At 63.5% G+C, this 8,758-nt stretch carries 8 protein-coding genes; 3 read left to right on the top strand and 5 right to left on the bottom strand.

All coding sequences use genetic code 11. From position 1 onward, the window contains the following. Window positions 1–830, top strand: an 830-nt coding sequence (locus HGO40_RS29695) for a S66 peptidase family protein (RefSeq protein ID WP_250965947.1), incomplete at its 5' end; no start/stop codon positions are given. Between the two features lie 111 nt (window positions 831–941). Here the strand turns inward: HGO40_RS29695 and HGO40_RS29690 are convergent. The 5 genes from HGO40_RS29690 to leuS all read right to left on the bottom strand — a co-directional run bounded on the left by HGO40_RS29690 (window position 942) and on the right by leuS (window position 7,143). Beyond that, window positions 942–2,264: a lytic murein transglycosylase gene (locus tag HGO40_RS29690; protein ID WP_250965946.1), complete on the bottom strand. Its 1,323-nt coding sequence runs from the start codon at window positions 2,262–2,264 to the stop codon at window positions 942–944. A gap of 72 nt (window positions 2,265–2,336) precedes the next feature. Next, window positions 2,337–2,501: an alternative ribosome rescue factor ArfA gene (gene arfA / locus HGO40_RS29685; protein WP_030140368.1), complete on the bottom strand. Its 165-nt coding sequence runs from the start codon at window positions 2,499–2,501 to the stop codon at window positions 2,337–2,339. Window positions 2,502–2,763: 262 nt separating this feature from the next. Beyond that, window positions 2,764–3,801 carry a DNA polymerase III subunit delta gene (gene holA, locus HGO40_RS29680; RefSeq protein WP_250965945.1) on the bottom strand — a complete coding sequence of 346 codons (1,038 nt, stop codon included), beginning with the start codon at window positions 3,799–3,801 and terminating at the stop codon, window positions 2,764–2,766. Between the two features lie 39 nt (window positions 3,802–3,840). Beyond that, a complete protein-coding gene (locus HGO40_RS29675) occupies window positions 3,841–4,446 on the bottom strand; it encodes an LPS-assembly lipoprotein LptE (protein ID WP_186706564.1) in 606 nt (201 codons plus the stop codon). A 90-nt stretch (window positions 4,447–4,536) separates the two neighbouring features. Further along, the gene (gene leuS / locus HGO40_RS29670; RefSeq protein WP_250965944.1) at window positions 4,537–7,143 is read right to left on the bottom strand and encodes a leucine--tRNA ligase; all 2,607 of its coding nucleotides are present in this window, start codon (window positions 7,141–7,143) and stop codon (window positions 4,537–4,539) included. 293 nt (window positions 7,144–7,436) lie between these two features. Between leuS and HGO40_RS29665 the strand changes: the two genes are divergently transcribed. Together HGO40_RS29665 and HGO40_RS29660 are read left to right on the top strand one after the other, a co-directional pair. Then, window positions 7,437–7,757: a hypothetical protein gene (locus HGO40_RS29665; protein WP_181289424.1), complete on the top strand. Its 321-nt coding sequence runs from the start codon at window positions 7,437–7,439 to the stop codon at window positions 7,755–7,757. A 103-nt stretch (window positions 7,758–7,860) separates the two neighbouring features. Continuing rightward, window positions 7,861–8,622, top strand: coding sequence for a YdcF family protein (locus tag HGO40_RS29660; protein ID WP_250965943.1), 762 nt, complete (start codon window positions 7,861–7,863; stop codon window positions 8,620–8,622). Window positions 8,623–8,758: the final 136 nt, after the last annotated feature.

Genomic DNA, 8,758 nt, shown 5'->3' with positions numbered 1-8,758 from the left:
CCCAATGGATGCGCGCAAGGGGCCACGAACTGCGAATCTTCCCAGGCGTCTACGAAAAAGACGGCTACCTCGCCGGCAGCGACGACACACGCCTCAACGACCTGCACACAGCCTTCGCCGACCCAGAAATCAAAGCCATCATCTGCCTGCGCGGCGGCTACGGCACCCCCCGGCTGCTGGATCGCATCGACTTCGACCTCATACGCCGAAACCCCAAGCCATTCGTAGGCTACAGCGACATCACCGCCCTGCACCTGGCCATCAACCGCTACGCCGGCTTCGTGACCTTCCACGGCCCGCTGCTCAACGCCGACCTCCTCGGCGACAAGGACCCCCCAACCGTCACCGCGTTCTTCAGCCTGCTACGTGGACAAGTGAAAGCCGGCAGCCTGCTGAGCCATCCCGCGGCCTATCCGTTGACCACCGTCGAGCCAGGCATCGCCCACGGCCGCCTGCTGGGCGGCAACCTCTCGATGATCGCCGCGACCATCGGCACGCCCTATCAGATCGACGCCGAAGGGGTGATCCTGTTCATCGAAGATGTCAACGAACCGCTGTATCGCATCGATCGACTGCTGACTCAATTGCGACTGGCGGGCACCCTGGCGAAATTGCGCGGGGTCCTGGTAGGGGATATAGCGGGGGTAGACCTCGAGGCGTTGAACCGGTTGCTCAAGCAGACCTTCGCGCCGTTGCGCATCCCGGTGTTGTCCGGCTGGCGCAGCGGGCATTGCGATCCGAACCTGACTTTGCCCATGGGGGCATTGGTGACGCTGGATGCGGGAGAGAAGCGGTTGGTGTTGGAGCAGGATGTGGTGATCAGCCGCTAGTCATGTAGCGCCTGCAAGTCAGTCTTCGCGAGCAAGCTCGCTCCCACAGGGTGACCGGACACCCGGTGGGAGCGAGCTTGCTCGCGATGGCGTCAGCGGCCATACGCCCGTTCAGCGGTTGCGCAACGCCTCAAGCAGTTGGTGCGTCGGATACCCATCCGCCGGCCAGCCGAACGACTGCTGGGCGCTGCGGATCGCTTTGCGGGTGTTGGCACCGATGATGCCGTCGGGGTTGCCCGCGTCGTAGTTATGCTTGCCCAGCAGGGTTTGCAGTTCCACGCGTTCGCTGCGGCTCAGGGGCAGGTCTTCCTTTGGCCATTGGCCGTAGACCAACCCCGCACCGCTGAAGCGCTTCGACAACAGTCCGACCGCCAAGGCATAGGACGATGAATTGTTGTACTTGAGGATGGCGCGGAAGTTATCGAAGATCAGGAACGCCGGACCGCGATGGCCAGCCGGCAGGAGCAAGGACGCCGAGAGCTGCTTGTCCTCGGGGGCGATTGGCAAGCCGCCATATTCTGAAACGCCTAGCCGCATCCATTCGGAGACAGGCTTGCGGATCGTGCCATCGGCCAGCGTGTAGTCGAAGCCCTCGTTGAGCGAGACCTCGACCCCCCACGGCTGGCCGCGCTGCCAGCCGGAGCTTTGCAGGTAGTGCGCGGTCGAGGCCAGGGCGTCGGTGGAGCTGCCCCAGATGTCGCGGCGCCCGTCGCCGTCGAAATCCACTGCATGGGTGTTATACGTGGTGGGAATGAACTGGGTCTGGCCCATGGCACCGGCCCAGGAGCCGAGCATTTTTTCCGGTGTGATATCGCCCTGTTGCAGGATCTGCAGCGCGGCGATCAATTGCGCATGGGCAAAGCCCGGGCGCCGTCCTTCGTAGGCCAGGGTCGCCAGGGAGTTGATGACCGACTTGCTGCCCTGGAACTGGCCGAAGTTGCTCTCCATGCCCCATACCGCCACCAGCGCCTCGCGATCGACGCCATAACGCTGCTCGATACTTTGCAGGATCTGGGCGTGCTGTTGGATCAGGCTCTTGCCCTTGTTGACTCGCAGTGGCGACAGCGCACCGTCGAGGTATTCCCACACGGGACGGGTAAATTCCGGCTGGCTGCGGTCGGCCTTGATCACGCTCATGTCCGGGCTGACGCCGACAAACGCACGGTCGAACAAATCGGCACGGATCCCGGCGGCCAGCGCTTCCTTGCGAAACCCGGCCTGCCATTCAGCAAAGGTCTGGGTGGGCGCAATCACCAAGTCGTCACCGGTGGGCACCACGGGCGGCACGATGGCAGGCGCGGTCACGACGGGAGCTGTCGGGAGCGGTTGGGCGTCGGCGGCGGTAGGTTTTTCGGCGCAGGCGACAAGCAGGACAACGCTTGCGGCAACAATCATTTGGCGCAGTGGCCAACGATGGGAAAGACAGACGGGCATGCACGGGTCCAGAAATACAAATCAGGAGCTGACCTTATCATGCGAAAGGGGCGTAGGGCTTGTCCGAGTGTTTCAAGCGGCCAGAAAGCAAGACGCCTCCCAGTTGTCAGACTGGAAGGCTTCGCGGCGGTAGCTGCCCTTGCCCTTGGCGGGTCGTTCCTGGCGGCTGCGGAACAGGGGCTGGGCGACGATGGACTTGGCCTTGTTGGGGCCATGCCTGGATGGCTTTTTGCTCATGATGGGTACTCTCGTGGGGTGGTTTTTGCGGGGCAAATCATGGGACAGAGTTGGGTGGTTGTCCAGTCCCTGCATTGCGTAGGAAATGTCATCTGAGGTGAAGCGCTTTTGTGGCGAGGGAGCTTGCTCCCGCTGGGCCGGGCTGGCGTTCCAGCGCGCAGCGGCCCTGTTTTTTTGGGTCTGCTGCGCAGCCCAGCGGGAGCAAGCTCCCTCGCCACAACAGCATTCTTGTCACAAAAAATCTGTTGTCTGGAAACGAGGGTTATTCAGCGGGCAAGGAGAGCCGCTGCCCGGCCATCAACAGCGACAACCGACTGAGGCTCATCCACGGCGAGCCCGCGGCCTGGCCCTTGATCTGCGCGTCGATGCGTTGGGCCTCGAGCAGCAATTGCGCCCAGCGCGACGCGGAATAGCGCTGCAGGGCCTTGCTCATCAGCGGTTTGCGCTTGTCCCAGACGGGCGGGCGGGCCTGGCTGAAGGCTTTGTCCAGCGGTACGCCCTGGCTGTATTGCAGGGACAGGTTGGCCAGCAGGCGCAGCTCCCGAGCCAGGGCCCAGAGGATGACCGGCGGCTCGACGCCTTCGCCCCGCAGGCCTTCGAGCATGCGCAGGGCATGGGCGGCCTCACCGTTGAGGATCGCATCGGTCAGCCCGAAGACATCGAAGCGCGCACTGTCGGCCACGGCGGCTTGCACCGTTTCCACGGTGATCTGCCCGCCCTCGGCCATCAGCTTGAGCTTTTCGATTTCCTGGGCAGCGGCCAGCAGGTTGCCCTCGACCCGGGCGGCAATCAGCTCCACTGCGTCCTGTGTGGCCGAGAGACCCGCCTGGGACAGGCGCTGACGAATCCAACTGGGCAACTGGCTGACGTCCACCGGCCAGATCTGCACGAACTGGGTCTGCGGGCCTTCCACCAGGGCTTTGCCCCATTTGGTCTTCTGCGCGCTGCCGTCAAGTTTCGGCAAACTGATGAGCAGCACCGTGTCTTCGGCCGGGCGTGAGCAATATTCGATCAGCGCGGCGGCGCCCTTGTCACCGGGCTTGCCAGACGGCAAGCGCAGTTCCAGCAGGCGTTTTTCGGCGAACAACGACATGCTCGCCCCTGCCTGCAGGAGCGTGCCCCAGTCGAAACTGGCATCGGCGGCGAAGACCTGGCGTTCGTCGAAGCCTTGTTGGCGAACGGCGCAGCGGATGGCGTCGGCGGCTTCCTGGCACAGCAGCGGGTCATCGCCGCTGATGATGTAGACGGGCGCAAGCGTGCCTTGCAGGTGTTTGCCGAGTTGGGCGGGAGCGAGCTTCATAAGAGAAGGCGAGCGGGGCGCCGGAGCGCCCCGCAAGGCTTATTCAGCCGGGATCTGCATCGGCGACTGCTGCGGGGTTTCCGCTTCAGCCTTGCGTGCCGCTTCCAGCGCTTCGGCTTCGGCCTTGGCCTTGGCGTCGGCGGTCTGTTGCAGCTGGTCCAGTTGGGCCGGGCTCAGCTGTTGCAGACGCAGCATCATGCGTTGCACGAGGTCACGACGCATTTCGTCGCGCACTTCGCTCGACTCCTGGTCGGAACCGGTGATGTTGTTGCCGTCGTGCAGGTAGACCTTCTGTACCTCCAGCTTATCGTCCAGCAGCACCAGATCGTTCTGGCCGCGGATTTCATAGCTCAGCACGTTGTTCAGTTCGTATTCGGCCGAACGACCGGCGCCGGCATAGCTCAGGCTGCGCTGGCTTTGCTGTTCACGGGTCAATACCAGCTTGTACGGCGCTCCGCCGTAGACTTTCACGCCGCTGTTTTCCAGGTTGTCGCGCAGCATCTTGACGGTTTCGCCATAGGCGTCCCGTGCGCTGAGGTCCAGTTCGTTGATCGCCAGCTCGGTGGTGCCGGTGCCGCGCAGTTGGAAGCCGCAGGCGCTCAACAGGACCGCCAGGCCCACTACCAGCAGATTACGTTTGATCATCTTGTTGCTCCCCTTGAACCCTATGGGGGTCGACCAGGCGACCCCGCAGGTTGTATTCGGCGCCAGGCTCGAGCCTGGCGCCCGATCCAATTAGCTTGCGACGATGTTGACCAGCTTGCCGGGCACGACGATCACTTTGCGAATCGTCAGGCCATCGACGAAGCGCAGCACGTTTTCGTTGGCCCGTGCAGCGGCTTCGACTTCTTCGCGAGTGGCGGCGGCCGGCATTTCGATCTGGCCGCGCAACTTGCCGTTGACCTGGATGACCAGGGTCAGGCTGTCCTGCACCAGCGCGGTTTCGTCCACCAGCGGCCAGCGTGCATCAATCACCGGGTCGGCGTGACCCAGTTGATTCCACAGCTCGTGGCTGATGTGCGGCGTGATCGGCGCCAGCAGCAGCGTCACGGCTTCCAGGCCTTCGTGAATCAGTGCGCGATCCTGCTCGGTGCCTTGGGCGGCTTTTTCCAGCACGTTCATCAGCGTCATCACCTGGGCGATGGCGGTGTTGAACTTGTGGTTCTGGCCGACGTCATGGCTGGCCTGCTTGATGGCCAGGTGGATCGAGCGGCGAACGGCTTTCTGCTCGTCGCTCAGGCCGGCGACGTCCAGTTTGCCCGGCAGGCCCTGGCTGACATGGGCTTGGGCCAGGCGCCAGACGCGCTTGAGGAAACGGTGCGAGCCTTCGACGCCGGAGTCGGACCATTCGGCGCTCATGTCAGGTGGCGAGGCGAACATCATGAACAGGCGGCAGGTGTCCGCGCCGAACTGGTCGATCATCGACTGTGGGTCGACGCCGTTGTTCTTCGACTTGGCCATCTTCTCGGTGCCGCCGATTTCCACCGGCAGGCCGTCGGCGATCAGCTTGGCGCTGATGACCTTGGCCTTGCTGTCGCGTTCGAGTTCGACGTCGCGCGGGTTGAACCAGGTGTAGGCACCGTTGGCTTCGCGACGATAGTAAGTCTCGGCGATCACCATGCCTTGGGTCAGCAGGTTCTTGAACGGCTCGTTGGAGCTCACCAGGCCTTCGTCGCGCATCAGCTTGTGGAAGAAGCGTGCATAGAGCAGGTGGAGAATGGCGTGTTCGATGCCGCCGATGTACTGGTCCACTGGCAGCCAATCGTCCGCCGCGGATTTTTCCACCAAGCCACCTTCATAGTGCGGCGAGGCGTAGCGGGCGTAATACCAGGAGGACTCGACGAAGGTGTCCATGGTGTCGGTTTCACGCTTGGCTGGCGCGCCGCATTTCGGGCAACTGCACTCATAGAATTCAGGCATGCGTGCCAGGGGCGAACCGGCGCCGTCGGGTACGACGTCTTCCGGCAGGACCACAGGCAGTTGGTCTTCCGGCACCGGTACGTCACCGCAGGTGTCGCAATGCACGATCGGGATCGGGCAGCCCCAGTAGCGTTGGCGGCTGATGCCCCAGTCACGCAGGCGGAACTGGGTGCGCGAGGCACCGAGGTTCTTCTTGATCAGGGCGACTTCGATGGCGTCGAACGCACCGGCGAAATCCAGGCCGTTGAACTCGCCGGAGTTGATCAGCTCGCCGTGTTCGCCGTAGGCGTCCGGCCAAGGTGCCGGGGGCTGGTCGCCCGCGCTGGTGCGCACCACCGCCTTGACCGGCAGGTTGTACTTGTGGGCGAATTCGAAATCACGCTCGTCGTGGGCCGGCACGGCCATGACCGCGCCGTCGCCGTAGTGCATCAGCACGTAGTTGGCGACCCACACCGGCAGGTTTTCGCCGGTGAGCGGGTGCTCGACGAACAGCGACGTCGGCAGGCCTTTCTTCTCCTGGGTGGCGACGTCGGCGTCGGCGACGCTGCCGCCCTTGCATTCGGCGATGAACGCCTGCAGCTCAGGGTTGTTGCGGGCGGCCAGGGGCGCCAGCGGATGCTCGGCGGCCACGGCCACATAAGTGGCGCCCATCAGTGTGTCAGGGCGGGTGGTGAAGACTTTCAGGGTGCCGGCTTCGCCGATGGAGGCGACGTCGTACGGGAACTGCACTTCCATGCCCCGGGACTTGCCGATCCAGTTGCGCTGCATGGTCTTGACCTGCTCGGGCCAGCCGGTCAGCTCGTCGAGACTCTCCAGGAGTTCATCCGCATAGGCGGTGATCTTGAAGTAGTACATCGGGATCTCGCGCTTTTCGATCAGCGCGCCGGAGCGCCAGCCGCGCCCGTCGATGACTTGCTCGTTGGCCAGTACGGTCTGGTCCACCGGGTCCCAGTTCACGGTGCCGTTCTTGCGGTAGATCACGCCTTTTTCGAACAGGCGGGTGAACAGCCATTGTTCCCAGCGGTAGTAGTCGGGCTTGCAGGTGGTCACCTCGCGGGACCAGTCCACCGCCAGGCCCAGGCTGCGCAGCTGGGATTTCATGTAGGCGATGTTTTCGTAGGTCCACTTGGCGGGCGCCACGTTGTTCTTCATCGCGGCGTTTTCCGCCGGCATGCCGAAGGCGTCCCAACCCATGGGTTGCAGGACGTTCTTGCCTTGCATGCGCTGGTAGCGGGAGATCACGTCGCCGATGGTGTAGTTGCGCACGTGCCCCATGTGTAGCTTGCCGCTGGGGTAAGGGAACATCGACAGGCAGTAGTAAGTCTCCTTGCCTGGCTGTTCACTGACTTCAAAGGACTTTTGCTCGTCCCAGAACGACTGGGCGGCGGCTTCGATTTCACGGGGCTGGTAGTGTTCGTGCATGGCTACTTTTGTACTGAATGGGGTGGCCCAATCCTCTTCGTGGCCATGCTGGGCGCAGACGACGCCGAATGCGGCGTTTTCGATGCCCAGCCAAGCTGGAAGTGGAGTTACAGGAAGCGCCGTAGCATACATGACCGCGCTCTACCGAGGGAAACCTTAGATTGCGTGTCGACCATCGACGACCCCAGGCGATGACCCGTGTTCAGGGCCGTTGGTCGCGGCGCCCTGCCGGTTTGCCCAGCGAAGCTAAGCTTCTCAATGGGGAGTGAGTCTTATCTTCAATGAGGTGAGGGATGGTTGAATCACAACGAAAAGTCGCTACACCTGAGTTGTATGAAAAATTGATCGATCGTCTCGGGGTGGCCCTGGACGCTGCAAGAACCGCCGGTCGCTTGCGTGATGAGCGCCCGGCAGAGCTGGAGCTGCGTGGCTTGAGCCCCGCAGAGTTCGAACTGGTCAAGGCCTACCTTGAGCAGGTCGGGCACCAGGCCCCCGCAATCGGGGCCCAGGCAAACAAGCGTCTCGATGCGCCCCGTTCGGCCAAAGTCGTGTGGCTCAAGGACCGGACGCCTGACAAGGATGCTGTAAAGGTCCGGTCACTGCAGTTCAAGTAACGCCGGATTCACGCGTGTCGCTTTTTTTGATTCAAGGTTTTTTCGAATCTGTTGTCGCTTTGCGTCAACCCACCTAGGCTTCGGGCATCTATGGAGATGCCCGATGCCGTTTCGCTATTTCATCAAACAACTTTTATTGCCTCCCGGCATTCTTTTGCTGCTGTTGGCGCTTGCCTGGTGGTGGCGCCATTCACGACCGCGCCTGGCCCGCCTGTGTTTCGTCGTGGGCTTGGGCGGCTTCTGGCTGATGAGCCTGCCGGTGGTGGTGCAGTGGAGCGCCAAGGCCTTGGAGCGTGATCCACCGCTGCTGCGCAGTGACTGGGCGACCCTGGCCCAGCGTGCCGACGCCATCGTGGTGCTGGGCTCCGGTCGCGAGCGCGGTGACCCGGCCTGGGGGGCCGACCAGCCCACCGGTGTGGGGCTTGAGCGCCAGCGTTATGCGGCGCGGCTGGCCAAGGCTTCGGGCTTGCCCGTGCTGACAACCGGGGGCTTGCACTATGGCACCCCGCCCAGCGAGGCCAGGCTGATGGCTGACTCGATGCGCGATGATTTCGGCGTGACCGTGCGCTGGCAGGAAGAGCGCAGCCGCACGACCTGGGAAAACGCCCAGATGAGCGCCGAAATCCTGCTGCCCGCCGGCATCAAGCGAGTCGTGGTGGTCACCCAGGCCTGGCACATGCCGCGGGCGGCCTGGAGTTTCGAACGCTCGGGGTTTGAAGTGGTGCCGGCGCCTGTCGGGTTCCTGGGCCAGGACAACGCCCGGCCACTGGGTGGCTGGATGCCGGAATTCAAGGCGATCTGGCAGTCCGGGCAACTGATGAACGAGGCGGTGGGGCTGGTGGGGTATTGGTTGTTCTACCGCTGAAACACCGCGTGGAGTGAGCTGATCGCTGTTGTGGCGGGGGGGGTAGGGGGCCCGCAGCGTTGGCGCGGGCGCCCGAAGTTTTTTTTGGGCCGGGGGCGGCGCCCCGGGACGCGCCGGCGCACCCCCCGGCGGGGGG

The sequence above is a fragment of the Pseudomonas sp. CG7 genome (assembly GCF_023701885.1).
Taxonomy (GTDB): Bacteria; Pseudomonadota; Gammaproteobacteria; order Pseudomonadales; family Pseudomonadaceae; genus Aquipseudomonas; species Aquipseudomonas zanjanensis.
The sequence above is the reverse complement of the archived record's forward strand: the minus strand, read 5'-3'. Positions and strand labels throughout refer to the sequence as shown.